This window comes from Streptomyces canus 299MFChir4.1 (assembly GCF_000383615.1).
GTDB lineage: Bacteria > Actinomycetota > Actinomycetes > Streptomycetales > Streptomycetaceae > Streptomyces > Streptomyces canus_C.
Genome location: NZ_KB911599.1, coordinates 21,883 through 48,399, shown reverse-complemented (window position 1 = coordinate 48,399; position 26,517 = coordinate 21,883). Strand labels below are relative to the sequence as shown.

Sequence of the window (26,517 nt, the reverse complement as noted above, 5' to 3'; positions counted from 1 at the left end):
CGTCAGGGGTCTTCGCCGGGTCCGTGTCCTCCGGAGCCTTCGCCGTGCCCGCGTCGTCCGACCCTTCGGCCGCCCCGGAGTCCTCGGACCCCTCCGCCGTGCCCGCGTCAGGCGAGCGCTCGGCAGTGCCGGAGTCGTCCGGGCCGTCAGCCGCACTGGAGCCCTCGGCCGTGCCGGAGCCGTCCGAGTCCTCAGTCGCACCGGAGCCCGAGTCCTCGGCCGTGCCGGAGTCCTTCGGCCCCTCCGCCGGGCCCCCGTCCTTCGGGCCGTCCGCCGTCGCCGGGTCGTCGTCCGCCGGTGAGGCGTCCTCGGGGGCCTCTGGGCGCTCCTCTGTGGCCGAAGGGGCGTCCTCGGGCTCCCCGGTGCCGGGACCGTCCGTTCCAGCCTCTGCGGGGCTCTCGTCGGCGGTCTTCGGGAGATCACGTACCGAGAAGACCCTCGTGGCCGTGTCGACGCCTCCGAGAGAGATCGACTCCCGTGCCACCGCGAGCCGGGGATCGGGTGCGGAACTCCTCGCCTCGGGAACCGGACTCGCGCTCCCCGACGTCGGTTCTGCCGACGACTCGCGCTGCTTCGACCTGTCGGGGGACTCGCCCGCCACCGATGCCTCCTCCATGTGCCGCAGGTGATCGGTTTCCGTCACCCTGCGCCTGCCGATCCGTTGAATCGCCGCCCGGGCAGCCGCCACACCACGCTGTCCGAACCATGTACCAGTGTCCTGTGTGTGGCCCTGCCCCAAGCGGTAGACGAGAACGACATACCTACCGGTTCCACTACAAACAGGTCACGCACCCTCGACAGACCAATGTGAGAGGGGTCACCCTGTCTTTCATCCACGCGGGGAGGCATGGATGGGCAGGAGCCGCAGAACACTTCCGGAGGAGCTTCTGTTGCTGGCGTTGGACCCGACCACGGGTACCACCGCACAGCCGCAGTCGCTCGACCTCGGTCTGGCCGGAGCGCAGCTAGTGGAGCTGGCGCTGGCCGGACGGATAGCCCCAGACGGGGATCGTATCGCCGTGGTAGCCCCACGGCCGACAGGAGATCCGACTTTGGACTGCGCGTTGGAGTTGCTGCGAAGGCGTGGCGCTCCCGTGCGGGCAGTGAACTGGATCGGCGGGCCGCGCCTTGGGCTCCGCCAGACCTACCTCTCGCATCTGGAGCGGTGCGGCATGGTGCATGCCGTGGCGGGTCAGATGTGCGGGGTGTTGCCGACGACTCGCTACCAGGCGACGGACAACGAGATCAGCCGGGAGATCAGGTCCCGACTGGACTCGGCGATCCGCACCGGCGTACCGCCGGACCCGCGGACCGCGGCGCTCGCCGCCCTGGCACACGCGGTCGGCCTCGGCAAGCACCTGTATCCGGGCAACGAGGGACGTTCCTCGCGCTCCCGGCTCCGGGACCTGATCAGGCACGACCCGATGGGCGGACTCGTCGCGCACGCCGTGATGGACGTCCAGAACGGCGTGGCCGCACAGCCACGTCGTAGCCCGGCACCGGCCGGCCGTCAGGCCGCCCCCGGAGCCAGGCCCGCGCCGGAACCCGCTCGTGGCGTTCCGATGCAACCGCGCCGAGGACCGATGGCGCGCGCCGTGGCTCACTGAGCCGCAGTCCCACGGCACGCACCGCCGGCAGCACGACCGCACCAGGCACGATCCGCACCACGCACGACCCGCACCACGTACCGCTCAGCCGCCGCACCGTCAGTCCCCAAAGACCCGGTTCGGGAGCCGCTGGTCCGCGCGGGGCGACGGAACCGGACGTCCGTACATCGGGCGCCGCCGGGTTCCGCCGCCCCGCGCGGCCGCATGTTCGGGCCCGCCCGGACTCCACGGCACCAAGTGGTCCCCGACTGACGTGTACGCACCGCATATCCACCGTTTCCCAGCGGTAATAAGCACCTTGGTGGCAGTCTGCTCAACAGCAGATACGCAAAGTCAAGAACGAGGCACGCAGCCGGAGGTGCACGTCCCGTGGCGTCCAATGTCAATCCCACCGTCAGGCGGCGCCGGCTGGGCCAGGAGCTGCGCAGGCTCCGTGAGCTCAAGGGCATGACGGCCGAAGAGGTGGCGGAGCGGCTGCTCGTGTCGCAGTCGAAGATCAGCCGGCTGGAGAACGGCCGGCGCAGCATCAGCCAGCGCGACGTCCGCGACCTGTGCGGGGTGTACGAGGTCGAGGACCAGCGGGTCGTCGAATCCCTGATGCAGATGGCCAAGGACTCGCGGCAGCAGGGCTGGTGGCACGCGTTCGGGGACATCCCGTACAGCGTCTACATCGGTCTGGAGACCGACGCCGAGTCGCTGCGCGTGTACGAACCCCAGATCATCACCGGCCTGTTGCAGACCCGGCCGTACGCCGAGGCCATCGTGCGCGGCGGCGCGCCGGAGGCGACGGAGACGGAGAACGACAAGCGCGTCGAGGTACGGCTGCGCAGGCAGAGCCGGGTCGCGGCCGAGCGGGATCCCCTGCGGCTGTGGGTCGTTCTGGACGAGGCGGCCCTGCGCCGGGTCGTCGGCAGCCGGCAGGTGATGCGCGAGCAGCTGGAGTATCTCGTGGAGATGTCCCAGCAGCCTCATATCACCGTGCAGGTGCTGCCGTTCGACGTCGGCGCCCATCCCGGGCTCAGCGGGCAGTACTCCATCCTGGAGTTCTCGGACGCGGCGGACTCCAGCGTCGTCTACATCGAGGGCGTCACCAGCGACCTGTACCTGGAGAAGGCGCACGACGTGCAGAAGTACACCGTGATGTACGAGCACTTGAGGGCGCAGGCGCTCAACGTCGACCAGTCGCGTCAGCTGATCGAGGACATCGCCAAGGAGTACGCCCGGGAGTATGCCCGGTGAAGCGCTTCTGAGCCCCTTCCGGACAGGGCGGGCCGGATAGTACACCCCGGCCTCGTCCGTCTGGAAGAGTCCTTTGGAATATGCCGCCGTAAGAGTGAATGACTGCTCCGAAAGAGGAGGCCGGCGAGTAGCGTCGATCACGCCAACGATCAGTAAAGGTTGGCGTAATCCGAACACTGCGCATCTGGCTACGGAGCGAATATGGCAATTCGTCTGGGGACCCTGGACACATGGACGACCTCCACCTACACCAACGCCAACGGGGCGTGCCTGATGGTGAGGTCGACCGAAGAGGAAGCACTCGAACTCGGCGACACGAAGATCCCCGAGGGGCCGAAGCTGGCCTTCCCCGCCGAGGCCTGGAGTGCCTTCGTGGCCTCGGTCAAGGTGTGACACCACGCCACACCACTACAACTGCACAAGCACCACCACAGAGCCCTCTCGACCAGATCGCCGTCCTTGCCGAGGGGGCCTGCGGCGCTTCGGCCGTGGGGTTGGGTGTCGGGTGCGGGCCGGTGGGGGCTGGCCACGACGAACCCGCACCCGGCCTGCTACGCCAGCGCGCCCTCCACCGCAGCCACAACCTCGTCCGACTCCGGCTCCGTCTGCGGAGAGAAGCGGGCGACAACCTCCCCGTCCCGCCCGATCAGGAACTTCTCGAAGTTCCAGCGGATGTCCCCGCTGTGCCCCTCCGTGTCGGCGAAGCCCACCAGCCGCTCGTACAGCGCGTGCCGCCCCTCACCGTTCACCTCGACCTTCTCGGTCAGCGGGAAGGTCACGCCGTACGTCGCCGAGCAGAACTCAGCGATCTCCTCGGCGCTGCCGGGCTCCTGTCCGAGGAACTGATTGCAGGGCACGCCGAGCACGGTGAAGCCGCGCTCCGCGTACCGCTCCTGCAGCTTCTCCAGACCGTTGTACTGCGGGGTGAGCCCGCACTTGGAGGCCACGTTCACGATGAGGACGGCCTTGCCGGTGTACTGGGCGAGGTCGGCGGAGCCGCCCGTGAGGGCCCCGATCTCGACGCCGAGGGGGGAGGAACCATCTGTAGTCGTCATGAGCGGATGCTAACCCCGCTCGGTGAATCCCCGGTTCCGGCCCCCGAAGCCGCCACCAGCACCTCTCCGGCCGCCGTCCGCACATACAGCACCGAGCGCCCCGCCCGCCGCCGCTCCACAAGGCCCGCGTCCAGCAGCACCCGCAGATGCCGCCCCACCGACCCCAGCCCCTGCCCGGTCACGGCGACCAGCTGGCTGGTGCTCAGCGGCGAGTCCAGGAGGACGAACACCCGGGCCCGCCCGGCACCGAGCAGCGTGCCGAGGCTCGCGGGCACGCTCCGGGCGCCCGGGTCGGCGAGGGCGCCCGCGCAGCCGTAGACGAGGGCGTACCGCCCCGGCTCCTCCCAGGTCACCCAGCCGCGCCCCGGCGTGACCGGGACGAAGACGAGTTCGGCGCCGCGGATGTCGCGGGGCGGGTGCTCGTGCCGGTTCACCTGGAGCCGGTTGTCGCCGAGCCAGCGCGTCTGTCCCGGCAGCAGGGAGTCGATGACGGCCGCCCAGCCGCCCCGGCTCACCTGCGCGGTCCTGGCGACCACGTCCGCCTCCAGGATCTGCCGCCGACGGTTCCAGTACGGCCGTACGGTCGCCGTCCAGACGTGGGCGAGGAGCGCGGCCACCCGCTCGGGGAGGTCGTCGCGCTCCAGGGCGGCGGGCAGTGGGCCGCGCAGGGAGACCCGGACGTCCGCGCGGGCCCGGGCGGGATCGGTGGCCCGGATCCGCGCCAGGGTCTCCTCCAGGGGCGAGCCGTCACGTGGCAGGGGCGCGAGGAAGTCGGCGATCCAGGACGTGCCCATCCCGGAGCGCACCAGCAGCGCGGTCACCGGGTCGGCCGCGAGGCGCGCGCGGTAGCCGGGCAGCTGGGCACGGAGCCAGGCATCCTCGCCCGGGTGGGCGCCGGTGCCCCGGTGCAGCAGCCGCAGGCTCGCGAAGGTCTCGGTGAACGGGCAGACCATGAACCGGCTGCGGACGAGGGTGTCCCCGTCGACCTGCCACCAGCCCATGAACCCCCCGGTCGTTTCGCGGACGCGCGAAAGACTAACCGTCACCCGCCGGCCGCTGACGACACTCCTGCGCATGCGCAGCTACCGCGAGCTCTTCCGCACCCCGGACTACGCCCCCTTCCTCCTCTCCTTCGCCACCTACGCGGCGGCCCAGACCATCGGCGGCCTGGCCCTCGGCACGCTGGTCTACCGGGCCACCGGCTCCCCGTTGCTTTCGGCGGTGAGCATGTTCGGCCCCCAGCTCGCGCAGTTGCTGGGGGCCGCGTTCCTGCTCTCCGGCGCCGACCGGCTGCCCCCGCGCGCGACCCTGACCGTCGTCTCCCTCGCCTTCGCGGCGGGTACGGCGGTGCTGGCCCTGCCCGGCCTGCCGATCTGGGCGGTCTTCGTCGTCCTGCTCCTGCAAGGGCTCGTCGCCTCCCTGGGCGGGGGAGTGCGCGGCGGCCTGATGAACGAGATCCTCCCCAAGGGCGGTTACGTCCTCGGGCGTTCGGTCTTCAACATGCTCTGGGGCCTGATCCAGATCACCGGCTTCGCGACGGGCGGCGCGCTCCTCGCGCTCCTGTCCCCGCGCGCCTGCCTGCTCCTCACGGCGGCCTGCTACCTGCTGTCGGCCGCCGTCACCCGCCTCGGCCTCACGGCCCGCCCCCGCGCTCCACCGGCCGCCCGTCCCTCTCCGCGACCTGGACCACCAACACCCTGCTGTGGTCCTCGCGCCCCCGTCGCCTGGCCCTCCTCGGCCTGTGGGTCCCCAACGGCCTGATCGTGGGCGGCGAATCGCTCTACGTCTCCTACGCCCCCTCGGCCGCGGGCACGATGTACGCGTGCGGGGCGCTGGGCATGTTCCTGGGCGACCTGGCGGTGGGCCGCCTGGTGCCGCCCGCGCTGCGGCCCCGCCTCGCGACCCCGCTGCGCCTGCTGCTGGCGGTGCCGTACCTGTTCTTCTTCCTACGGCCCGGTCTCGCGCTGTCGGTCCTGGCCGTCACCGTGGCCGCGGTGGGCTTCGCCGCCTCGCTGGTTCTCCAGGAACGCCTGATGTCCCTCACGCCCGACGAACTCGCCGGTCAGGCCTTCGGGTTGCACACCACCGGCATGGTCGCGCTCCAGGGCCTCGGTGCCGCCCTCGTCGGCACCCTGGCCCAACTGACGTCCCCGGCCACGGCGATGACACTCATGGCGACCGCGTCGATCGCCGTGACCCTGACGCTCTCAGCGCTGGGCAAGCGCGAGGAACGACGTCCAGGTGCCGGGGGTGACGGTGAGCGTGGGGCCGTGGGTGTCCTTGGAGTCACGGATGTGGACGGTGCCGGGTGAGGCGGCGACTTCGAGGCACGCGCCGCCCTGCTCGCTGCTGTAGCTCGACTTGAACCACTGAAGTGCGGTGCTCATGAGTCTCCTAGCAAACGGTCCAACAGGCTCTTGCTCTCCTGCGGGTTGAGCGCCTGTGACCGCAGCATCGCATATTTGCGTTCCAGCACGGAGACCTCGTCGGGATCAGCGACCATCCGGCCGTGGAGCTGTCCTTCGACGTATCCGACGCGTTGGTGATCAGGCGTCTCGACGAGGATGAACGGCCCCGAGAGCCCGGCGTGGAAGCCACGGCCGACCGGCATGATCTGAAGGGTGACGCTGGGCAGGCCTGCCAACTCACGCAACCGGTCCAGCTGCTCCGAGTGCACCTCGCTCCCGCCCAGTCTGTCCTTCACGGTCACCTCGGAGATGACGAAACTGACTGTGGGCGGCTCCGGGCGCTCCAGGATCTCCTGGCGCTCGGTGCGCGCCGCGACCCGCTGCTCGATCTCCGCCTCCGTCAGCGCGGGCACGTCGTTCAGGAACACCGCGCGGGCGTACGCCGGGGTCTGGAGGAGGCCCGGCAGGACCTGGTTGTCGTACCAGGACAGGGCCAGCGCCTCCCGTTCCAGGTCGATGTACTCCTCCGCCCAGCGCGGGAAGAGGTCGATCTCCGGCATGTTCTCCAGCGCGACCGACAACGCCCCCTTGGTGTCGAGGAGTTCGTCGAGCTGGGCCGCGAGGTCCGGTTTCAGCGTGCGCCTGCCCTGTTCGACGGAGGCGATGGTCTCCTCGTCCACGGCGACCTCGTCGGCGAGGGCCCGCTGGGTGAGACCGGCCGCCCGCCGGAAGGTGCCGACGAGAGACCCGACCATCTTCACGGCGGTCGCGTTCTTCCGGCGCCGCGTACTGAGGCTCTTGTTGCTCATGCCGGTGAACTCCCCATTTCGGGGCGTACGTTCACCCGTTGTCACCCGTACAGGAAATCTGTACGGGTTCCTCAGCCCTGGAACATGCCCCGGAACACCTTCGGATACGGACACTCCTCCAGCGGTTTTCCGGGGCGGTCGGCCCACCGCCACCACAGGTGCCCCTCCGCGCAGCGCCACAGCGTGCGGCAGGCGCGCAGGCCGTCGTCCTCGCGGTGGACCAGGAGCATGCCGCCGGACGTCAACGGCCCGTCGCAGGCGGGGCAGGGTTCCACGGTCGGCACGGGGGCACTGTACGGGGCGGGCTCGTCCACCCGGAGCGGTGCGTGCTCGACGCGCCGGGCCTCCCCGAAGATGGTGAAGTACTCGTCGAGCTCCGGAGGGCGGTAGTCGCTCTTGAGCTCGTACCGCGCGAGGACGGAGTCGGACAGGTACTCGCACCCGTCGAGGACGTGGTCCTCGGGTGCCCTCGGCTTCTTGGGGTCCCTCGGTTCCTCCGCCTGACCGATGGGCCGGTCCAATACCCGGAACACCTTGTAGAACTTCACCCGCGAATAGTGCCGCGCGCCCAGCGGGTCCGGTCGGACGGCGAAGTCGGCGCTCCTGTCCGGCTTCATCTCGTCCGGCCCCTTCTCGCTGAGGACCCGGGTGTCGAACTCGAGGCCGTACCGGGTGGCGTGCCCGACCATCCACAGCAGCGTGAGGTCGGACAGCCCCGAGTCCGCCTCGCCGCCTCCGACGTCGGTGTGCACCCCGGTGAACCAGACCTGCCGCAGTTCCTGGCCCTGCTCGGCGGCGCCCTTCTGCTGGTGCCAGAGCGTCGGCGGGAACGCGGAGCGCTGCTCGTCGATGGCCAGGGCGTGGAAGGCACCGTTGACCCACGTGCTCAGGTCGGTGTCGTGGAAGGCCCAGTGCTTGTTGAAGCGGCTGACGAGCGGGCGCAGGAACCAGGGGGCCGGGACCGGGATGCCGAGGGAGCCGACCGTGTCCCAGACGCCGACGAAGCGGATCTCCGTCTCGTGGGCGTAGGCCTGGCGGAACAGGGTGGCCGCCACGCTGGTCGGCTGCTTGGTGCGGCTGCGGTACAGCGCCCACGCCTCGCCGATCCGGTCGGCCTGCTCCCGGCGCAGGATGCCGCAGTTGCGCACCAGCCCCGCCAGGCTGCGCGCGGTGAACGCGCCCCGGCTGAACCCGAACAGGTACAGGCGGTCGCCGGGTTGGTAGGTCTGGATGAGGAAGCGGTAGGCGTCGAGCACGTTCCTCGACAGGCCCAGGCCGAACGCGCCGCCTCGCAGCCGTTCCGGCCGCTGGGCACCGACCCCGCTGTGGTAGTACACCCGCTGTTCCGTGCCGACGGCGGTGCGTCGCCGTACGGCCAGGGCCACCTTGGCCACATTGGTCTTGTGCGACTGATCGGCGCGATTCCAGGTCCCGTCGCAGCAGACCACCAGATGTCTGGCCATGCTGTGCCTCCTCTGCCCGAGGTCCTGTAGACAGGACTCCGCGACGGTTCGGGAGATACAGCCAGTACCGCAGGGTCCGGGCCGGCCCGCAACTCGGCCACGGCGCTGTTGCCGCGGTGGCGGGCCGGTCCTGGGACCGCTCAGGCCACGACCGTGAAGAGCCCCGTCCGCTCGCCCAGCCGGGACAGCGAGACCTTGCCGGGGATGCCGTTGGCGTCGGCGCCCGTGTAGCCCAGGTGCTTTTGCCACTTGGCGTAGGCGGCGACGGTGGTGGTGCCGAAGGAGCCGTCGCCCGCGTAGGCGCGGGAGAGGTAGCCGAGCTCGGCGAGGGCGGCCTCGGTGAGGTTGGTGCCGGCCATGTAGCTGACGTGGCCCTGCTTGGCCCCGGGGTCGGTCTTCGCGGCCGTCACCAGCCGGGACAGGTCCACGCGGGGCTTGCCCGCGGGCTTCGACGGCTGTGTCTTGCCGGCCCCGGCCGCCAGCTGCTTCTTCACGGCGGCCCGGAAGTCGTCCATGTCGAAGCTGGGGTCGATCTTCCCCGGCTGGCACTCCTTGTGCCCGGCGACGGACTTCTCGCTCCAGCCGTGCGCCCGGCAGATCGCCGCCGCCCACAGCACGGCCTGCCGGTACTGCGCCGCCGGGTAGGGGTCCCCGCCCTTGCCGCGGTTCTCGATCTCCAGGCCGTACAGACAGTCGTTGCCGTCCGCCTTCGCCACGTCGTCGTGCGGGAGCGGCTTCTCCGCTGACCCGGGTTCGGCGCGGTGGTCCAAGGGGGAAAGACCGCCGCGCCGAGGCCGGTTCACCGCGGCCGGAATGCCGTGGCCGGACTGCTGTGGCCGGACTGCTGCGGCAGTACTGCCGTGGCCGTGGCTCAGCCCGGCGCCACCGCGCGGCCGGTCTGGGTCGAGATCATGCCGGAGCACAGCCCCTTGGCGGCCAGTGTCTGTGCGATGCGCGGGATCGCCGCGCGGGTGTTGGCCGGCCAGTCGTGCATGAGGATGACCTGGCCGTTGGTGAGCCGGCCGACCGCCGCGACGATCGCGTCGCTGCCGGCGTTGTTCCAGTCCTGCGAGTCGACCTGCCACAGGACCTCGGTGAGCCCGTACTTGGCCTCCACGGCCTTCACCGTCGCGTTGGTCTCGCCGTACGGCGGCCGGAACAGCCTCGGTGTGCCACCGCCGGCGTTCGCGATCGCCTGCTGGGTGCGGGAGATCTCCGAGTCGACGGTCGCCTGGCTCTGCTGGGTCAGATGCGGGTGCGTGTAACTGTGGTTGCCGACCCACATCCCGGCGCTGACCTGGGCCCTGACGAGCGCCGGGTTGGCGGCGGCGTACTGGCCCTCGTTGAACATGGTGGCCCTGAGGCCGTACTGCTTCAGGGAGTTGAGCAGGGTGGTGGTGCCGCTGCCGGGGCCGTCGTCGAAGGTGAGGCCGACGTATCCGGAGCAGGCGGCGGCCTGCGCGGGGGCAGCGGCGGCGGGGACGGTGAGGGTGCCGGCCGCGGCGAGCGAGGCGGCGGCCAGTAACGGCAGGTGCGCCCGGGCCCTCATCACGCCACCGTGATGTTGGAGCTGCCGCTGCTCTGGTAACCCTCCGTCGCGAGGATCATGTAGTACTTGAAGCTGCCCATCGGCATGCCGGCCCGGCCCCACGCGTCGAAGTGGTTGCCGGTGGTGATGGCACCGCCGGTCCGCCTCGACTGCCGCACGCTCCAGTACTGGTTGAAGGTCTTGTTGCCCTCCACGGACGGGGCGTTGTACCGGGTGGTCTGGTAGATGTCGTACGTCCCGCCGTCGCTGGTGACGGTGCCCTTGTACGTTCCGGTGGGCCGGTAGGTGCCCCAGTTGTCGACGATGTAGTACTCGACGAGCGGGTTCGAGGTCCAGCCGTAGAGGGCCAGGTAGGCGTTGCCGGACGGGTTGAAGCTGCCGGAGTAGCTCACGGTCCTGCGGGAGCCGTTGCTCCAGCCCTTGCCGGCGACGAAGTTGCCGGTGTTGCGCCAGGAAGTGCTGTAGTTCCCGCCGGAGTTCAGGGTCATGGAGACCGTGCCCTGGGCGTCCGTCCAGAACGAGTAGTAGTAGCCGTTGTTGGTCCCGGTCTGGTTCGTGGTGATGACCGTGGCCGCCTCCGCGGTACCGGGCAGGGCCAGGGTGGCCCCGGTGGCGAGCAGGAGGCCGCAGACAGTGCGGCGCGTCGGGTGTGCGGGTGTGTCAGTCATGCCCCACAGTTTTGGTCTGACCCTGTCAAGCGTCAACACTTTCGGCAGATGTTTCGAATGCTTCGAGATCCCTCTCACCTGAGGAAATCGCCGAAATCTTTCGGAAGATCACGGAGATGGAAGATCGGAAAGTCTCCCTATTCTTCGAATGTTTCGAAGGCTTTCCGGAGTGTGTGCGATGCCAGTGGTTCATACTGAGGAAGGATGGCGCTCCGGCGGAGGCGGGCTGCGGTGCCCGGCGCGGTCCGATTCGGAGGGGGACACAGCAAAGGCAAGGAGGTCACGTCACTCCTTGCCACTCTCAACGTATAGCGCACCGGGGGGCTTGCGGCAAGGCCCCGGTGCGGGCGCACACTTACCGGCCCGGACCGTTCGTCCCTCGTGGTCGTAGACGATGACCTCATATCGGAGCTGCTGACTTGAATTCCCTGCCCACCCGTGTGTTCGACCTTCCCGAGCGCCTTGCCGCCAAGGCCGAACCGACGCTGATCGCCGCCGACGAGGAACACTTCGCGGCCATCGCCCGGTGCCTGGAAGAGACGATCGCCGAACTGTCCGACACCCTCGCCGCCACCCTCCGGGCGCCCGGCGGCATCGGCCAGGAAGCCATGGACCGGGACACGGAGGTCCACCGCCTCGGCGCCCGGCTGCGCACTCTGCGCCGCTTCGGCCTGGACCTGTGCCTCGGACACATGGTGGGCGCGGACGACACCGAGCCCGTGTACGTCGGACGGCTCGGTCTCACCGACAGCGAGGGCCGCAGACTGCTCGTCGACTGGCGTTCCCCGGCGGCCGAGCCGTTCTTCGGAGCCACCCACGCCAACCCGATGGGGCTGGCCAGCCGCCGCAGGTACCGCTGGACGAACGGCCGGATCAGCGACTACTGGGACGAGGTGTTCGCCGCCGACGACCTCGCCGGGCACCGCGCCTCGCTCGACGACCAGTCCGCCTTCATCGCCAGCCTCGGCAGCGACCGCTCGGAACGGATGCGGGACGTCCTCGGCACCATCCAGGCCGACCAGGACGCCATCATCCGCGCCGGATCACGCGGCGCGCTCGTCGTCGACGGCGGTCCCGGCACCGGCAAGACCGTCGTCGCCCTGCACCGCTCCGCCTACCTCCTGCACTCCGACCCGCGCCTCGGGCACCGCCGCGGCGGCGTGCTGTTCGTCGGCCCGCACCGGCCCTACCTGGCCTACGTCTCCGACGTCCTGCCCAGCCTCGGCGAGGAGGGCGTGCAGACCTGCGTCCTCAGGGACCTCGTGGCCGAGGGAGCCACGGCGGGGGTCGAGACCGATCCGGAGGTGGCCCGCCTGAAGTCGTCGGCGGACCTGGTGAAGGCGATCGAGAGGGCCGTCCGGTTCTACGAGGAGCCGCCCACCGAGGGCATGACCGTCACCACCCACTGGTCCGACATCCCGCTGACCGCCGCCGACTGGGCCGAGGCGTTCGACGCGGCGGAGGGCGCCCCGCACAACGACGCGCGCGACCAGGTCTGGAACGAGCTGCTCACGATCCTGGTCGACCGGCACGAGGGCGACGCCCCGGAGGCGCTGCTGCGCAAGTCGCTGCGCCAGAACCGTGAACTGCTCACCGCCTTCAACCGGGCGTGGCCGCTGCTGGAGGCGGCCGACCTGGTCTCGGACCTGTGGACGGTCCCGGCCTATCTGCGGATGTGCGCCCCCTGGCTGGACCGCGACGAGGTACGAGCGCTGCAGCGCGCGGACGGCCAGGCCTGGACGGTGTCCGACCTGCCGCTCCTGGACGCGGCACGGCAGCGGCTCGGCGACCCCGAGATCTCGCGCCGCAGACGCCGTAACGAGGCCACCGTCGCCGCCGAACGCGAGCGCATGACCACGGTCGTGGAGAACCTGAGCGCGGTCGCCGACGACGAGTACGGCATGGGCCTGGTGACGATGCTCCGCGGCGAGGACTTCCACCACGCCCTGGTCGACGAGTCCGCCCTGCACATCGCCGACCCGGACCTGCTCGCCGGCCCGTTCGCCCACGTCGTCGTCGACGAGGCACAGGAACTGACCGACGCGGAGTGGCAGATGCTGCTGCTGCGCTGCCCGTCCCGCAGCTTCACCATCGTCGGCGACCGCGCCCAGGCGAGGCACGGTTTCACGGAGTCCTGGCAGGAGAGGCTGCGGCGGGTGGGCCTCGACCGCGTCGAGATGGCCTCCCTGAGCATCAACTACCGCACCCCGGAAGAGATCATGAAGGAGGCCGAGCCGGTCATCCGCGCCGCCCTCCCGGACGCCAACGTCCCCACGTCGATCCGCAGCACCGGCACCCCGGTGACGTACGGCCCGGTGACGGACCTGCCGTCGGTGCTGGACACGTGGCTCGAACACCACCCGGAAGGCATCGCCTGCGTCATCGGAGCCCCCGACTTCGCACCGACCCCCCGGGTCCGCTCCCTGACCCCGGCCCTCTCCAAGGGCCTCGAGTTCGACCTGGTGATCCTCGTGGACCCGCAGAACTTCGGTGAGGGCGTCGAGGGAGCGGTGGACCGGTACGTGGCGATGACCAGGGCGACGCAGCGGCTGGTGATCCTGACGAGTACCGGTCCGGGGAGCTGACGGCCGGTCACAGCCGCTGGATCACCTCGGACGCCGGGCAACCCCCGGTCGGGGGGCCTCCCTCACTCCTCCCCGGGCGGGACAGACAATCAGCGCTCTCAGCCGAGCCGCGACCAGCCAGGCAGGAACCTGCTCGGTCAATGGCCCGTTGCTGTACCCCATTGGAAACGATCACTAGATCCCCGAGTCGGCCCGTCACCCGTCCAGCGATCACCAGTGGGTTTGTCATGCGAGGTGCCGTGACGGCTGCCGGCGGCGGGCGCGCCTCAGGGGTCAGGACTCCGTGCCGGACTCCTGGGAGAAAAAGGTGATCAGCGTGGCGGTGCCGTCCTTGTCGACTGTCCGGACCGCCGGCTCGGGAATGTCCTGCGTGGCGACGTCGATCTCCCTGGGGTGCCCCACCAGGTGCCGCACCACGATCCCCCTCTCCCTCCAGGGGCCGGCGTCCACCGACCTGAAATCCCTGACGGTGAAGGTCTCCTACGACGCCGGCAAGACATGGTCCCCCGCCCCGGTGACCACCACCCACGGCAACAGGGCCCTCACCCTGACCCACCCGGAAAACGCCCGCTCGGTCTCCCTCAAATCCACCCTGACCGACACCACCGGCAACACCTACGCGGTGACGATCCTGAAGGCCTACCTTCTGACCTGACGTGGTCCAGACACTCCTCGACGCGCCGCTGCCGACCGAGACACACGTCTTCGTCGATCCGCAGAGGCGGGCAACCGCGGCGGAGGGACGACTGGGTGAAGGCTCGGAAGGCTGCGGGTGTCACGGCCGAGTTGCCCTTCCACGACCTTCGGCACACGGGCAACACGCTCGCCTCGACGGCACAGCGACCGGGACCGGGCCATCGCCGACCGGCTTGGGGCCATGATCCGGGGCGGCGGGGGAGTGGCCACCCCCGAGCCCCCTGAAAAGGATCGGGCGGGCTCGTAGTGGCACGGATGCGGCACGGATGTGGCACGGCGCCTGAAACGGCCAAGGGCCAGCCTTGGAGGAAACCCCTCCTGAGCTGGCCCTTATGTCTGTGCCCCCGGCAGGATTCGAACCTGCGACACCCGCTTTAGGAGTTTTCCCTGGGCAGGGCTTTGACCTGAGGAAACGTCGGTCGGAGTGCGTCTGGCCTGGGAAAACACCACTCCGTGGTTCTCCAGTGTTCACGGGGCTTCCCAACCTCATGTGTGCTGGATCCGTTCCGTCGGGGCGGGGCGGGGCGAGAGGGCGGGCGATCTTGCAGACGTCGGTGCGTGTGGCGCCAGGAGTAGCGTGGGAGCTGCGGGGCGGAGTCCCGTCGTCGCACCGGCCCTACAGACGGGTGGTCATCATGACCAGCTCGGACACACCACCTGTTCCCCGGCGGCTGCCCAGTGGCGTCCACGAGGCCGTGCGACCGGGATCTGCGCTTCTCCGGCTGGAGACGACCGAATCACGCAAAGGCGCGCTCGACGGCGCGTGGTGGCCGCGCTCGCGCGACATCGGGGCCGAGCTGCCCGCCCTGTTGAGTGCCCTCGTCGCCCACCTCGGCCCCGTGTCCCGTGTGGGGCTGGATGCCTCCGCCTGGGAGGGTCTCCCGACGCGTGTCGTCGTGGACGACCACGTGGTGCACATCGACTCCTTCCCGGTCGGTGACGACACGGTTCTGATCACCCGGGGCGACCGGGACATCTTCTCGCTGCTGGTCGTCCCGCCCGACGCGGCACCGGATGCCGCCCGTGCCGCGATGGCCCAGGCGGTCCGGGTGGACAACGTCAGCGACGCGGAACAGATCCTCATCGACACCGGGAGCGGGCGCGGTCCTGTGGGCGGCACGGGGCGCGACCGGCGTACGGCTTGACCGGCGCACCAGCGCTCTCCGATCAGGCGGCCCGTTCCCTGGGGCGCTTCTGCCGACGTCGGGCCCGCTGAGGGCGCGCTCCTCCCGGCCTCATCGGGTAGAGCAGACCGTCGGAGCCCGTGTTTATGAGCAGTCGTTCGGTCTGCGGGGAGGGGTGGTGCAGCAGCAGGAACGCCTGGGTCTCGGCGGCATGCTCCGACACGTCGAGGAAGACGCGCAGGCCGCTGTCGTCACAGCGGTCGACGGTGGTCAGATCGACGTCGATGAGGGTGATCCCGTCCCGCAGACACTGCTCCAGAGCGGCGCGCACCCGGGGCGCGGTGACGGGGTCGATCACACCGGCCAGGGTGACCAGGGCCCGCGCGCCCCGGTCGTGCCGGTAGACGTTCAGCCGTGGAAGAGTCATGACGCCTCGGTTCGGATGCTCGGAACCTCTGGTGCTCCAGAGCCTGCGTCCACGCCCCGGGCTCGCGTCGCCGCGGGCCGGGTGGGTGGTGGGGCGGGGCGGCCGGGCGGCCGGTCGGACGCCCGGATGCCGACCCATGGTGCGGCGTGCGGCTGGGGCGTGCCACGGCCACGGCGACCGGGCCGGGGAGTGCTGTACCGGTACGCCGCGATCCTGTCGGCGTGCTGGAGCCCGAGCCGGTGGATCACGTACGCCGCCACTGCGACGAGGACCAGGAAAGCGATGGCTGTCAGGAAGGCGTTCATGGCGGCCACCTCACATACCGATGATCAGCCGGCTGGCCGGCCCTGGCGGACCGGTCTGTCCGGTGCCGGCCGCGGACACCGCCGAGGCGCCGCCCTCGTACTCCCATGCCTCGTCCGGGTCCAGTGCCTGGTCGGTGGGGGAGACGGCGTGCCGGGCCGCTTCCGCGGCGATGTACGCGCTCGCGGTCAGGGGCGGGCCGTCGTGGTCGGATACGGCTGCCATCAGACGGGCCGCCGACTGTGCCCCGGTCTCGGGCGGAACGACGAGGAGATCCCAGCGGCTGGTGCCGTAGGAGAGCAGCAGCAGTTTGTGCGGGTCGATCTCCGATGTGAACCAGCCGACCTTGACGATGTGCCCGCTCACGGGGATCTTGCGCGGGATGACCGGCCAGTGCTCCGGGTTGACGGCGATACGGGTGATGCGGCCCCACAGGGGGTCCAACACGTCCGTGAGCGCCGGCAGTTCGCTGAGCAGGTCCCGGGACCGTGGCCACCAGGCTCCGTCCAGCAGCCCGCGGGAGGCGCCGTCGGTCTTCAGCGCGAGACGTGCGGCCGGGGCTGCGACGGGCTCGCGGTGCGGCAGGGTGGGGTACAAGGTCGCCGACATGATGCGGACCCGTCTCCGGGCCACCTGTGCCGCGGCCCGGGTGTCATCCTTCGCCGGGGACGACCCGGCGTGGCAGCCGGTGTGCGAAATGCCCTCGGTACTGCCCACACTACTCCGCGTTGACCGGCGGCGAGGCGTAGTGATCGCACGGATGTGCGGTACCTGCGGCCGTGCAACGGTGACGGACGGCGGGGACGAGAGGTCAGCCGCGCCACTCCACCATGAGCAGCGTCGCGTCGTCGCTGGTCTGTCCGCCGCGCGCCTGCTTGAGCGTGTGGGACAGGGAGCGCGTCACCGCCCGGATGCCGCGGCCGGTCCTCTCCAGCTGGTTCACGCAGTCGATCAGCTGGTCCTCGCCGAACTCCTCCCCGCCGCTCTTGTGTTCCTCGACCACTCCGTCGGTGAAGCAGAGGACTCGGTCCCCGGGCACCAGCCCCAGTTCGCTCACCCGAGGCTCCGAACCGCCCAGGCCGACGGGAAGGGTCGTCGGGGCGACCAGACGCTGTGCGACGCGGTGGTCGCGGACGAGGATCGGCGGCGGGTGCCCGGCGTTGACCCACTGCACCCGCCCCGTGGTCGTGTCCAGCTGCAGCATCTGCGCGGTGACGAAGTGCTCGGGACCGAACTGCTCGGCCACGGCGCGGTCCATGAACGCGTAGATCTCCAACAGTCCGATGCCGGCGCGGCGGGCGTGGCGGTAGGAGCCGATGGCCACGGTGGCCATCGTGGCCGCGTCCAGCCCGTGCCCCATCGCGTCGATCATGACCACGTGGAGGACGTCGCCGTTCAGCGCGTAGTCGAAGCTGTCGCCGCCCACGGCGTAGGCGGGTTCCAGGATCCCGGCCACGGCGACCCGGGGCATGATCATGGCCAGAGGTGGCAGCAGCGACCACTGGATCTCCGCGGCGACGCTCATCCCCTCATCGCGTCGGACGCCGAAGAACAGGTCGGAGTAGCCGTGCTTGGTCACCAGAAGGTCGGCCACCAGGCCGGAGATTCTGAGCAGCAGGCGGCGGTCGTCATCGTCGACACTGTCCAGCGTCACCGCCATGACTCCCACCTGGTCACCGCCGTCCAGCAGGGGCAGATGGACCCGGACGCCGCCCTCCTGAGGCACCTCGACAGGGACGGCGTCGAGAAAGCAGCGGCCCGCCTCGGAGTCGTCGATCACCTGCGGCTCCCCGCCGGTGAGGCCCTCGCCGGGCAGCGGTACGAGCACCAACTGGCCGTAGTCCTGCAACAGCACCTGCGGACGGTGGCCACCGAGCTGTCCCATCACGTCGGCGACCAGGGGCCCGATGAGGTGGGGCGGGAGTTCGTGCGCGCTGTCGAGGATCTTCCCGAGAAGAGCTTCCCCGAAGCTCTCGGACCGGTCCGGGCGTCGCCCTGCTGGCATTCGCTCACCTTCCGTGGTCACGCTAGGGGCGGGGGCGGGCCCGGATGACAAAGGATCTGACGGTGCCATGGCTCCATCATGCGGTCGTGCATGCCCGGCCCGCCGGTCGTGCGGAGCCGACCGGGCTGCTTACCGGGTCCGGCTCCTCCTTCCGACTCCCATGTGTCCTGTCCGTCGGGGCCGCTCTCGGCGAGTGCCGGCAGGCGCGGAGCCGACAGTGGGTTCGCGGGGTCGGCAGCAGCGCTCAGCAGCCGGGTGGCCACTCGGGCCGGCTCTTCCGTGGGGATCACCAGCAGTTCCCAGCTCCCCACGGTGCCGCAGTCCACGGTGATGGCATGCGCCTCGGCGGCGGAATCGGTCAGCACCACCTCGATCACGTGGCCGGGCGCCATCACCTCCTGCGGGGCATCGGGCCAGGCGGCCGGCTCCACGGTCACACGGGTGACGGTGCCGATGCCCGGATCCAGGGGGTCGACCAGTACGGGCAGTTCCAGTTCCAGTGCGTCGCAGCGCGGCCACCATGCGCCGTCCAGCGGGCCATGGCTGAAGTCCGGGGTGAGGCGCAGCCGGGGCAAGGGCATGCGGTAGGAGTGTCCGTCACCTGGTGCCGTACCTTCGGCGGGCTGTGTGATGGCGTTCATCGTGCGATCCCGTTCCGGGCCGTGCGGTTTCCGGCTGCCCGTCTCGTGTCACTCGCCGGGAACGGCGCCGCCGTCATCGTGCGCCCGGAAGTTCTCGGTATGTCTGAGATTACTCCCGGCTGTGGCAGACGGCGTGGCACGCAGCCATCGCACTGCCGCATCACCGGCGTGCAAGAGCTGTTCCTTCGGCGGACAAGGTCAGCACGCAGGGGGCGACGGCGCCGTGCAGCCCCACGACCTCACCCATGTTCTGCCAGCCCCAGGACGAGAAGGCGGCTTGTCCTGTCTGGTCGGCGGGATGCAGCAGGGTGATGCCGAGGGAGGAGTGCAGGTCTGTGAGGAGACGCTGTTGCAGCCGGCGGGCGATGTCGCGGTGCTGAGCGTGCGGATGGGCCACGACCTGGGTGAGGACGACGAACCGTGCCCGGGAAGTGAGCCGCTGGATGATCTCCTGGAGCGTTCCGCCGCCCTGCCGGCCGCCGGAGCCGTCGGAGCCCATCGGAAAACCGAAGGCGCAACCGACCAGCACCGTCGTCTCGGCGACCAGCAGGGCGAAGCCGGGGCGATGGGGAAGCGGCTGCGTCGAAGGATGCGTACCTCACAGCCGAGGGCCGACGGGGTAAGGGCAGGGGCGCCACCCCGTCCCTGCCCTGTCGCGGCAGGTGCCACAGGATGCGCCCGGCTCCGGACCAGCACTGGCCGCCGCGCAGCCCCCTGAATACGCCCACAGCGCTGCCGCCCGCGATCGAAGCCGGACGGCAGTATGGGTGGACGAATTGAATGCCAGCTCACTTCCGAACCCGCACACGACGCGACCTCCGCTCACCGGGTCTCCGAACCCCTCCGAGCGAAACATCCCACGCCAGGAGGATTTGGTCCCTAAGTGAAAGCCAGCTTTCGGAAGGCGTTACGGACACCGTTCAGCGGTTTGCGGTCGCGGGAGTAGTAGAGCTCGTTGGTCAAAAGTACCGCCCACCGGCCGTCGATGGGGGCGATCCACATGCCTGTGCCGCTGAAGCCGTAGTGGACCCAGACGTCCTCCTCGGCAGTGGTGCCGGGAGCCGGTCGAGGGTTCCGTCTTCCCACAGGGCGCCGATGGAGGACCAGACGGCGAGGATCTTTGTGAGGCCGGCGGCGTCGAAAACGGTGTCGGTGCGCATCGGCTCGTCGGTGTCGAGGACGTCGGTGGCGCCCTGGGCGAGGACGCCGGTGGCGTCGCCGACGGCCCCCAAGGCGCAGGTCGAACGGGCTGAAGCCGGCTGAACGGGCGGCTCGGCACGTCCAGGCCGTGCTCAGACAGAACGCCTCACATCGGCAGTCCGATCACTGCGGACCTTCAACAGAGGCGTCGAAGCGGGCCGTTGCCATGGCCAGCAGTTCGGTGGCGGTGCTGCTGTTGTCGACCGGTACGGGCCTATTCATCAGCCAGGCTGCGGTGTCAGGCTCCGTCGAGGGAGGAACGATGAGCAGGGTGCGAAACCCGTCACGATAGGAGCAGAGCATGATCTCGTGCTGTTCGTGATCGGACATGAACCAGCCTGCGGTCACGACGTGCCCGCCGACGGAGATCCGGTGCGGGATGTCGGGCCACAGCCCGATCCCCAGAAGGACTCCGGTGATGGTGCCCACCCCGTCCATCGCTTCCACCAGGGCGGGAAGTTCGTCGGCGAGATTGCGGGAGTACGGCCACCAGGCTCCGTCGAATCCGCCCGGGACGGCTGCGTATGGCGCCAGCGATAGCCGGGCCGGCAGCGGTGGAGAGGGGACTACGCTGAGTGCGACTTGATCGGCAGTCGGTTCCATGACGTGAACCTGCCTCCGGGCGCGGTCTGACCGGCCCGGCATTGTCGTTCACCGAGAACGGCGTCAGCACGGCCACCGGCGCACGTAATACCCTCGGTGACTGCAGCCTACTCCCCACGGGACTCGCCACTGCCTGGCCTGCACGGCACAAAGACGCACGCAGCCACCCTGCACGGATCGGGGAACCACGAACGCTGGAATGCCCCTGGTCAGAGCCTGTGAGCGCCTGACCAGGGACACACAGACGCCTGTCTCCCAAAGACGGCGCTGCCGCCCGGGACCGTGTCCGGGGCGTCCAACGGGTCGGGTGCTTCTGAGAGCGTCCCGAGCTCCTGCCGAGCACCGCTGGGGTCTATGTCATGGATACGCCCCCGGCCCTCTTCCCGAGAGGGCCAACAGGGCACACCCCGGCCCCGACCGACCTGTTGCGCTGTCCACCTTCCCTGGTCGGCCAGTCCGCAGGAACGCGGGCGACGAACAGCAACACGGTCTCCATGGAACCGGCCCGCGAGGCCGGCAGAAAGCCAGAATGCCCACCCGCGGTGAAGCCCCGACACCGCGAGTGACATCAAAACTCACCGTTGTTGATCACCGAGAAGCCGGCGGAATGACTCCCGAAGCCACCGTGAAACAACTCCCACAGAAACTGACACAGCCACGCCGCACGTTGCCGGCGGCGGCAGCCTGCTCCCGTAGCTGTTCGATCTCCTGGTGCTGGGCTGTCAGCCGGGAGAACGAGGGTGTCGTCGATCTGCGGAGGCGAGTCCTCGCCTCCGCGTGGGGCTGAAGCCGCATAGGTAGTAGGTAGAGGCGGCTGCAGCGGATCTACGCTCGCCAGCTGGTGTCGCCAGATTGGCTCGTACGGGTGGTCGTTGTCCCTCATAGCGGTCCTCGTCGCAGCTCGCGACGTGCCGGTCGCGCTGTCGCGCTCGTGTGGGCTCGGGCGGCTCGTGCCTGCACGCCGGGGACCTGCCGGGCGGCGAGGCGTTGGACACGCCAGGTGAGGGTCCTGGCGGTGGAGTGGGCGTCGTCCAGGGTGCGCTGGCGGGCGGCATGCTGGAGGAGCAGCTCGGCGTCGTGGCCGGCGGTCTCGGCTTCGGTCAGGGCGGCGGCCAGAGCCGGCCAGCCGGGGTCGTCGAGGACTCGCTGAGCGTGTTCGGGCACGATCATGAGGATCCGCTGGGCGTGCCTTTCCACGGTGCGGGCCGGTGGTCGACGCTGGGCCAGGGCGGCCAGCGGCTCGGCAGCAGCCTGCTGGTACGCGGCCTGCAGATGGACAAGGGCCTGGTGGGCGGCGGCGACCTGCTGGTCGTGCCGGCGGGCTTGGTGCCAGCGGGCTGTGGCGATGACGACGAGGACGGCGATGTCGAGGAACATCGCCAGCCCGGAGCCGCCGATGACCGGAGCGGTGCGCAGAGCGCGTACGGCGCTCTGGAGGGCGCGGGCCTGGTCCTGCTGGGCGCGCATGCGGGAGCGGGTGGCACGTTCGAACGCGGTGGCGGCCTGCTGCAGATGTGGCCGCAGATGGCTGGGGGCGACCAGCGGTAGGAGGTCGACGGCTTCGCCGAAGGCCGCGATGTGGGCCTGGGCGGCTGCCTCGTCGCCGTGGTCGAGGTGGTGGAGGATGCGCTCGGCCGCAGCGGTGGCCTGGTGCCAGGGGCTGGGCGCGCGCCGGCTGCCCGGCTTGGTGACGGGCGGAGCTTCGATGCCGGCGAGGCGTTCGCGGATCTTGGGGAAGGACAGGTCGGGGGCGAGTTTGGCGCCGGAGAACCAGACCGGTTCACCGGCGGCATTGGTGTCGCCTTCCACGGCCACCTTGTACCCGCGTACGTCACCGGAGGGGAAGTGCTGGACGTCGACGAGGACGCCCTCGACGCCGTCGAGCAAGTGGAGGAACTCCTGCGGGCCGGTGGCGATGGACACCAGCTGACGGACGGTGGTGCGCAGGCGTTCGCGGGAGGTCTGGGTCTTGCCGGCGCGGCGGGCCTTCTCCGTCTCGGCGCGGGTGGGGCGCTGGACGGCGGTGCGGTCGCCGCGCACCACCCGCTTCAGGCCGTATTCCTTCTCGATGGCCGCGAGTTCCTTGTCCGCCGTCAGGTAGTCGTTCCAGTGGCGGGCGGTGCGCAGGTCGCCTCGGACCTTGGTGGCGGCGATGTGGATGTGGTCGTCCGCGTGGCGTACGGCGACCCACCGGCACCCGTCGGGATCGCCTTGTGGCGCGATGCCGGTGGCCGCCACAATCCGGTGGGCGATGTCGGCCCACTCGGCGTCGGTGAGGTGCCGGTCGCCGGGGGCGGCACGTACCGAGCAGTGCCACACGTGCCGCTCGGGCGCCCGGCCCAGTCGGCGGGCTTGCTTGACCCGCAGGTCGAGGTCGGCCACGAGCCGCAGCTTTGTGGCGTCGAAGTCGTCGGCGCGGCCGGGATCGGAAGCGAAGCCGTCCCAGGAGGCGACCAGGTGCGGGTCGGTGTGGTCCTTGGCCTTCTTCGTGTCGAACAGATACCGGATCAGGCCGGCGGTGCTCTTGCCGCTGCCGATCTTGGCGATCACCGGGCCGCCCTCGCGGAGACGGCGTGGTTCATGGTCTGCGCGATGTCGCCGATGGCGGCGCGGACGGCGTCCAGGGTGCGCTCGGTCTGGGCGAGGACAGCGGTGTCCACAGGGTGCGGATCGCCTCCGGCGTTGACGCGGTGGGCGATCTGGTTGACGTTGTTGCCGATGCGGGCGACCTGGGCCCGCAGGGCGTCGAGCTTGTCGAGGCAGTCGTCGAGCTGGGTGCGCTGCCCAGCCAGGCCCACGGAGAGGTCGCCGTCGAGATAGGCCATGATGACGGCGCCGACGAGGTGGGCGCCGGCGATGCCCATCTTGCGGGCACGGGCGAGGATCCGGAACTTCTCGTCGGCGCTGTAGCGGACGTCGACACGCTCTTTGCGCTGGACGCTCTCGCGGGTACGCCGGCGAGCGATACGACGCAGGGTGACTTCGTCGGCAAGCGCGGCGGGGGACTGCTCGGCCGCGTCGGCTGGCGTTTCCTCCTCGGGCACCCCCCGGTGCCCGAGGTCCTCCGCCACCCCCGGGGCGGAGGTGTCCGCGTTGGACCGGCCCTTGGACGGTCCAGCGTCATACCTTGCTGCGCTGTTGGCGGTAGCGGTCATCTGCTGCGGCAGGCTTGGGACTTCGTGGTGCGGGTCGTGCATTGTGCGGTTCTCCGTGCGTGGTGGGAAAGAGGTCATGGCTCCAGACCGCTCGTCCCGCGCCGGGCTGTGCGGGGACGAACGGGAGGAGTCGAGCGCGAGGGTGACGGGCGTGCCTGCGGGCTCAGTGGGCGCCGACGGGTTCCTTGTCGGGCTCGGCCTGCCGCCGGCGGGCGGCCTGGTCGAGTTCGGCCTGTACGTGGTCCTTGATCTGGGTCAGGCGGTCCTTGCCGATGCGGTACCCAGCGCCGCGGATGGCCGCCTCGATGTTGCGACGTGAGGCGCGGTCCCCGCGTCCCAGTGGTGCGGTGCGGGCGATAGCGAGCAGCTCGTCGAAGGTGGCGTCGCGTTCGTGGCCGCCTTCTTTGGTGAGCGGCGTCGGGGCCTGCGGCACGTTGACTGCTGCCTCCGCTACGTCCGCGCGCTCGGCCACATCGGGCGAGCACCGCACCTTCTTCGGCAGGGAGGTCTGATCGTCCGAACGGGCAGGCGGCTCGGCACTGTGTCTGCCGTTGTGGCTGTGGCCGACCGTTTGGCTCGTTGTGGCGGCAGCCTCTTGGGCGCGGGGTGTGGGGTGGCGGCGGATGACGAGGTCGAGGTGGACCGCGCCGGCGAGCGCGAGAGGGGCGATGGCGGACAGGGCGCCGACGGTGATGTCGTCCAGGTGCAGTCCGGCGGTGCGTGCCTGCTGGTTGAGGCGGATGGCGTGCAGGGCGTTGGCCCAGATGCTCGTGACCGTGGCGAGCCCGACGAGTGCCCAGACGTACAGACGTGAGCGCCAGGGTGCGGTGCGCAGGATGAGCAGGGCGGCGACGCCGATGGCGATGAACCCGTCGATCACCAACGGGAAGGCGTATGTGAGGACTCCGCGGATGTGGATGGCGACGGCCATCTGCCGCAGGGCGTCGTAGGAGAGGGCCAAGGCGATTGTGCCGACCAGGGCGACCCCGAGGCGGATCGCGGCAGTCAGTGCCGGCACGGGGGGTTGGGTGGTGCGTGAGGGCAAGCGTTACTCCAGGGGGAGACGGCTGCCATAGCCACAGGGCAGGGCTGCCGGTGGGGAAGGGGGCGGACTCGTCACACCCGTCGCATGCCTGGTCAGGGCTGGTACGGGAGCCTGGGGTGGTACAGGAGGACCCGTCACAGTTACCGGACCCGTCACGGGGTTGACCTGCGGTGCGACGTGTGCGACGGGTGTTTACGGGTGGTCGGCCGACTCGTGACGCGTGGTCCCATCGCCGCTGGGTGGTTGCTCCTCGGGGCAGTAGCGGGCCCAGGCATCGGTGAACTGCGTGCGCGCGAAGCCCCGGGCCTGCCGGCCGCCCTCGAAGCGGAGGACGGCCGCCTGGATGCCGAAGCCCTTCAGCAGGATCCCCAGATAGCGCGCGGTCAGACCGGTGTTGCGGTACTCCGCCCATGGAGCCTCCTGGTCTTTGAGTAGCTCCTCCAGTAGGTCCCGCGTGCGCACGGAGTCCGGATCTCCGTAGCACGCGAAGACACGGCGTACGTCCTTCAGCAGCCGCGTCTTCACGTTGGACTCGTCTTCCTGGCCGACCTCGGCCGCGCACATCGCCACGCACGCTGCCCGTGCTCGCTCCGGCCAGGAGTCACCTGCCAGTTCGGCGACGACCACCAGCGGCTCCCAGGTGTCCGCCGCCCGGTCCTGCACCGGCATCGGCGGCACCAGGTCGGCTGCGGTGTCCGTCAGCGGACGCAGCCAGGCGGTCAGCCGGTCACGCAGGGCGTGCAGGGCGGGGATGTCGCGGCGAGACCGGAACTGCTCCACTCGCTCACCTGCCTTGCGCCGCTGCATACGGATCACCACGGACCGGTCCATGACCGTGTCCGGCAGGTCCCCGATACCGGCAAGCGCGGCCATCGCGAAGGTGGGGAACGCCTGCGGCTTGTGCTCCGGCCCCGAGATGCGCAGGGCGGGCCGGTTGCGCTGGTGGCCGGCGTTGAGCAGGCCGCGCAGCTCCTCGTTCTTCTCGGCGGCCTTGATGCTGCCGAAGATGGTGTCGGCCTCGTCCACCAGCAGGGTGGGCGGGTCCTCACCGATGGCGCGGAACACCACCGCCGGGCTGGTGTTGACCGTGATCAGCGGCTCGCGCACAGTCTCGGTGAGCACGTCCAACAGGCGGGACTTGCCGCACCGCTTCGCCGGCCCGACCACGGCGAGGCGAGGTGCGTGCTGGAGGGCGGGCTGGATGTGCGTGGCCGCCACCCACAGCGTGACGGCGGTCAGGGCCTCACTGCTGGGCAGGATCACGTACCGCGCGATGGCTTCCCTCAGCTCGTCCAGTAGCTGTGCGCCTTCCACGCTCTGCCCTGGCTCGTCGTCCTCAGCGGTGGGCGCTTTCGCGGTGGGGTCCTGGCCCGGGGCGGCGACGGGCGGCCAGGTGCGTATCGAGGATGCGGTGGCGGGGGACGTAGATTCGTCCACAGGCGTTCCTTCCCGGTGGGCCGGACGGGCAAGCCCGGCCCACCGATTCGATCGTTCAAGGGCGACGAGGCGGGGACTCTGCGGCTCTCGGCGGTGGCTCGCCGAGAGCCGCTTCGCTGTCCCGGCAGGGCGGCATCAGGCCGTGAGGTCGTACGCGGACTGGGCGTTCACCCAGGCGTCCACCTCGGGCCAGCGGTAGCGCAGGTGGCGACCGACCTTGTGCACGTTGGGGCCGATGCCCCGGTACTTCCACTGGTAGAGGGTCTTCACCGGCACCCCGAGAAAGGCCGCGACCTCCGCAGGGGTGGCAAGCGGGCCACGGACAGTTGCAGCGGTTGCAGGGGCATTGGTGCTACGGGGAGAAGAGGTCGGCACGAGGCTCCTTTTCGGTCTTGGACAACGGCCTGGACAACACAGCCACACCTCACGGAGAGAAGTCCAGAGTTGGTTCTGAAACTCTGTACTACTTCTCTCAGCGTGGCTGGGGAGGCGAAAACA

The 26,517-nt window shown here is 70.2% G+C and carries 26 protein-coding genes and 4 pseudogenes; 8 read left to right on the top strand and 22 right to left on the bottom strand.

Going from position 1 to position 26,517, the window contains the following annotated elements:
* Nucleotides 1–643: pseudogene (locus H293_RS60430) on the bottom strand (D-alanyl-D-alanine carboxypeptidase); the annotation flags it as partial.
* A gap of 208 nt (nt 644–851) precedes the next feature.
* Here H293_RS60430 and H293_RS0130880 point away from each other — a divergent pair.
* From H293_RS0130880 to H293_RS0130870, 3 genes are all read left to right on the top strand, one after another.
* The gene (locus H293_RS0130880) at nt 852–1,607 is read left to right on the top strand and encodes a GOLPH3/VPS74 family protein (protein ID WP_028808344.1); all 756 of its coding nucleotides are present in this window, start codon (nt 852–854) and stop codon (nt 1,605–1,607) included.
* A gap of 369 nt (nt 1,608–1,976) precedes the next feature.
* Complete coding sequence (locus H293_RS0130875) at nt 1,977–2,846, top strand: helix-turn-helix domain-containing protein (protein ID WP_020121688.1); 870 nt, start codon at nt 1,977–1,979, stop codon at nt 2,844–2,846.
* A gap of 201 nt (nt 2,847–3,047) precedes the next feature.
* A complete protein-coding gene (locus H293_RS0130870; RefSeq protein WP_007382715.1) occupies nt 3,048–3,239 on the top strand; it encodes a DUF397 domain-containing protein in 192 nt (63 codons plus the stop codon).
* 158 nt (nt 3,240–3,397) lie between these two features.
* Here H293_RS0130870 and H293_RS0130865 read toward each other — a convergent pair whose 3' ends face one another.
* Together H293_RS0130865 and H293_RS0130860 are read right to left on the bottom strand one after the other, a co-directional pair.
* Nucleotides 3,398–3,901, bottom strand: a complete 504-nt coding sequence (locus tag H293_RS0130865) for a glutathione peroxidase (protein ID WP_020121687.1) — start codon at nt 3,899–3,901, stop codon at nt 3,398–3,400.
* Entirely contained in the window at nt 3,898–4,902 is a 1,005-nt protein-coding gene (locus H293_RS0130860) for a winged helix-turn-helix domain-containing protein (RefSeq protein WP_020121686.1), read from the bottom strand. Before H293_RS0130860 ends, H293_RS0130865 begins: the two co-directional genes overlap by 4 nt.
* A gap of 73 nt (nt 4,903–4,975) precedes the next feature.
* On the opposite strand from H293_RS0130860, the pseudogene H293_RS52955 reads away from it, so the two are divergent.
* A pseudogene (locus H293_RS52955) lies at nt 4,976–6,147 on the top strand (MFS transporter); the annotation flags it as partial.
* Here H293_RS52955 and H293_RS55355 read toward each other — a convergent pair.
* The 6 genes from H293_RS55355 to H293_RS0130830 all read right to left on the bottom strand — a co-directional run bounded on the left by H293_RS55355 (nt 6,109) and on the right by H293_RS0130830 (nt 10,798).
* Nucleotides 6,109–6,288 carry a DUF397 domain-containing protein gene (locus H293_RS55355; RefSeq protein WP_078612700.1) on the bottom strand — a complete coding sequence of 60 codons (180 nt, stop codon included), beginning with the start codon at nt 6,286–6,288 and terminating at the stop codon, nt 6,109–6,111. The pseudogene H293_RS52955 and the gene H293_RS55355 sit on opposite strands and share 39 nt — an antisense overlap.
* The gene (locus H293_RS0130850) at nt 6,285–7,118 is read right to left on the bottom strand and encodes a helix-turn-helix domain-containing protein (RefSeq protein WP_020121685.1); all 834 of its coding nucleotides are present in this window, start codon (nt 7,116–7,118) and stop codon (nt 6,285–6,287) included. The genes H293_RS55355 and H293_RS0130850 overlap by 4 nt, the downstream gene beginning before the upstream one ends.
* A gap of 71 nt (nt 7,119–7,189) precedes the next feature.
* Nucleotides 7,190–8,581, bottom strand: a complete 1,392-nt coding sequence (locus H293_RS0130845; protein ID WP_020121684.1) for a DUF2235 domain-containing protein — start codon at nt 8,579–8,581, stop codon at nt 7,190–7,192.
* Between the two features lie 140 nt (nt 8,582–8,721).
* Nucleotides 8,722–9,351 carry an N-acetylmuramoyl-L-alanine amidase gene (locus H293_RS50270; protein ID WP_020121683.1) on the bottom strand — a complete coding sequence of 210 codons (630 nt, stop codon included), beginning with the start codon at nt 9,349–9,351 and terminating at the stop codon, nt 8,722–8,724.
* A gap of 101 nt (nt 9,352–9,452) precedes the next feature.
* Nucleotides 9,453–10,130 (bottom strand): polysaccharide deacetylase family protein, encoded by a 678-nt coding sequence (locus H293_RS0130835; protein WP_020121682.1) that lies wholly within the window; start codon nt 10,128–10,130, stop codon nt 9,453–9,455.
* Nucleotides 10,130–10,798: a glycoside hydrolase family 11 protein gene (locus tag H293_RS0130830; protein WP_020121681.1), complete on the bottom strand. Its 669-nt coding sequence runs from the start codon at nt 10,796–10,798 to the stop codon at nt 10,130–10,132. Before H293_RS0130830 ends, H293_RS0130835 begins: the two co-directional genes overlap by 1 nt.
* 419 nt (nt 10,799–11,217) lie before the next feature.
* Between H293_RS0130830 and helR the strand changes: the two genes are divergently transcribed.
* The gene (gene helR, locus H293_RS0130825; RefSeq protein ID WP_028808343.1) at nt 11,218–13,383 is read left to right on the top strand and encodes an RNA polymerase recycling motor ATPase HelR; all 2,166 of its coding nucleotides are present in this window, start codon (nt 11,218–11,220) and stop codon (nt 13,381–13,383) included.
* 273 nt (nt 13,384–13,656) lie between these two features.
* On the opposite strand, the gene H293_RS58535 is transcribed toward helR, so the two are convergent.
* Complete coding sequence (locus tag H293_RS58535) at nt 13,657–13,800, bottom strand: hypothetical protein (RefSeq protein WP_220450795.1); 144 nt, start codon at nt 13,798–13,800, stop codon at nt 13,657–13,659.
* A gap of 52 nt (nt 13,801–13,852) precedes the next feature.
* Between H293_RS58535 and H293_RS50265 the strand changes: the two genes are divergently transcribed.
* The 3 genes and pseudogenes from H293_RS50265 (at nt 13,853) to H293_RS0130815 (ending at nt 15,224) form a co-directional block, all read left to right on the top strand.
* On the top strand, nt 13,853–14,038 hold the full coding sequence (locus H293_RS50265) for a hypothetical protein (RefSeq protein ID WP_020121678.1): 186 nt from the start codon (nt 13,853–13,855) through the stop codon (nt 14,036–14,038).
* 43 nt (nt 14,039–14,081) lie between these two features.
* Nucleotides 14,082–14,326: pseudogene (locus tag H293_RS62010) on the top strand (site-specific integrase); the annotation flags it as partial.
* Nucleotides 14,327–14,714: 388 nt separating this feature from the next.
* Nucleotides 14,715–15,224 carry a DUF5994 family protein gene (locus H293_RS0130815; RefSeq protein WP_033415843.1) on the top strand — a complete coding sequence of 170 codons (510 nt, stop codon included), beginning with the start codon at nt 14,715–14,717 and terminating at the stop codon, nt 15,222–15,224.
* 22 nt (nt 15,225–15,246) lie between these two features.
* On the opposite strand, the gene H293_RS50260 is transcribed toward H293_RS0130815, so the two are convergent.
* The 12 genes and pseudogenes from H293_RS50260 to H293_RS55335 all read right to left on the bottom strand — a co-directional run bounded on the left by H293_RS50260 (nt 15,247) and on the right by H293_RS55335 (nt 26,394).
* Complete coding sequence (locus tag H293_RS50260) at nt 15,247–15,630, bottom strand: STAS domain-containing protein (RefSeq protein WP_020121676.1); 384 nt, start codon at nt 15,628–15,630, stop codon at nt 15,247–15,249.
* 315 nt (nt 15,631–15,945) lie between these two features.
* Entirely contained in the window at nt 15,946–16,650 is a 705-nt protein-coding gene (locus tag H293_RS0130805; RefSeq protein WP_020121675.1) for a DUF5994 family protein, read from the bottom strand.
* A 94-nt stretch (nt 16,651–16,744) separates the two neighbouring features.
* Nucleotides 16,745–17,938, bottom strand: a complete 1,194-nt coding sequence (locus H293_RS0130800; RefSeq protein ID WP_020121674.1) for a PP2C family protein-serine/threonine phosphatase — start codon at nt 17,936–17,938, stop codon at nt 16,745–16,747.
* Between the two features lie 17 nt (nt 17,939–17,955).
* Nucleotides 17,956–18,579 (bottom strand): DUF5994 family protein, encoded by a 624-nt coding sequence (locus tag H293_RS0130795; protein ID WP_013002878.1) that lies wholly within the window; start codon nt 18,577–18,579, stop codon nt 17,956–17,958.
* Between the two features lie 160 nt (nt 18,580–18,739).
* On the bottom strand, nt 18,740–19,078 hold the full coding sequence (locus H293_RS0130790) for a hypothetical protein (protein WP_020121672.1): 339 nt from the start codon (nt 19,076–19,078) through the stop codon (nt 18,740–18,742).
* A gap of 380 nt (nt 19,079–19,458) precedes the next feature.
* A pseudogene (locus H293_RS60420) lies at nt 19,459–19,644 on the bottom strand (serine hydrolase domain-containing protein); the annotation flags it as partial.
* Nucleotides 19,645–19,902: 258 nt separating this feature from the next.
* The gene (locus H293_RS0130775; RefSeq protein ID WP_220450794.1) at nt 19,903–20,382 is read right to left on the bottom strand and encodes a DUF5994 family protein; all 480 of its coding nucleotides are present in this window, start codon (nt 20,380–20,382) and stop codon (nt 19,903–19,905) included.
* An 879-nt stretch (nt 20,383–21,261) separates the two neighbouring features.
* On the bottom strand, nt 21,262–22,932 hold the full coding sequence (locus tag H293_RS0130770) for a relaxase/mobilization nuclease domain-containing protein (protein WP_020121668.1): 1,671 nt from the start codon (nt 22,930–22,932) through the stop codon (nt 21,262–21,264).
* Nucleotides 22,929–23,579: a MobC family plasmid mobilization relaxosome protein gene (locus H293_RS0130765; RefSeq protein ID WP_020121667.1), complete on the bottom strand. Its 651-nt coding sequence runs from the start codon at nt 23,577–23,579 to the stop codon at nt 22,929–22,931. Before H293_RS0130765 ends, H293_RS0130770 begins: the two co-directional genes overlap by 4 nt.
* Nucleotides 23,580–23,700: 121 nt before the next feature.
* Nucleotides 23,701–24,555 (bottom strand): DUF2637 domain-containing protein, encoded by an 855-nt coding sequence (locus tag H293_RS0130760; protein ID WP_020121666.1) that lies wholly within the window; start codon nt 24,553–24,555, stop codon nt 23,701–23,703.
* A gap of 219 nt (nt 24,556–24,774) precedes the next feature.
* Nucleotides 24,775–26,019, bottom strand: a complete 1,245-nt coding sequence (locus tag H293_RS50255; protein ID WP_020121665.1) for a DUF3631 domain-containing protein — start codon at nt 26,017–26,019, stop codon at nt 24,775–24,777.
* A gap of 135 nt (nt 26,020–26,154) precedes the next feature.
* Complete coding sequence (locus H293_RS55335) at nt 26,155–26,394, bottom strand: helix-turn-helix transcriptional regulator (RefSeq protein ID WP_028808342.1); 240 nt, start codon at nt 26,392–26,394, stop codon at nt 26,155–26,157.
* Nucleotides 26,395–26,517 lie beyond the last annotated feature (123 nt).